The organism is Sphingobacterium litopenaei, assembly GCF_014692495.1.
In the GTDB taxonomy this organism is placed as follows: Bacteria; Bacteroidota; Bacteroidia; order Sphingobacteriales; family Sphingobacteriaceae; genus Sphingobacterium; species Sphingobacterium litopenaei.
In genome coordinates, this window is sequence record NZ_JACOIJ010000086.1 from 1 (window position 1) to 659 (window position 659).

The following is a 659-nucleotide window of genomic DNA, read 5'->3' on the forward strand; positions in this document are numbered from 1 at the left end:
AGCTATAGATAAGGGTATTATTAAATCTAAATCCATTATTGTCGATGCTACTCATTCACTTTCTAGATCCAATCCATATTCAGCGTTGGAGGTATTAAGAGAGCGTTCAAAATTATTACGAAAAGCTCTGTATAGCATTGATGATACCATGAAGGATCGTATGCCCAAAAAGAATACTACGGATGAAATAGAAAAAGAAATACAATATTGTAAAGAACTAGAAAAATTGATTGAAGCAGATCAGTCCCTAAGCTATGTTCCTGTTGTTAAAGAGAAATTAAATTTGCTGAAAGAAACGGTACAAGATACAGATGAGGCCTATCGTCATACGATTTCCAAAGATACAGATGCCTCCATTGGACATAAGACAGCTGACAGCAAATTCTTCGGTTACAAGACCCATATTGCTATGACACCAGAACGTCTGATCACTGCAGCCATTGTTACCTCAGCAGAAAAGGGGGATGGCCCCGAGCTACCCAAATTATTAGAAATAAGTGAGAAAAACGGTATTCAAGTAAATACTATAATTGGAGATTCAGCGTATTCAGGAAAAGAAAATCTTAAACTTAAAAATAAAGATAATCAACAGATAAAAGTAGTAGCAAAATTAAATCCTTCCATTACTCAGGGCTGTCGCAAGGATGAAGATAAATTTG

At 35.5% G+C, this 659-nt stretch carries 1 protein-coding gene; it reads left to right on the forward strand.

Going from position 1 to position 659, the window contains the following annotated elements:
• A partial coding sequence (locus H8B04_RS16885; RefSeq protein ID WP_190303070.1) for a transposase occupies positions 1 to 659 on the forward strand: 659 nt, incomplete at both ends.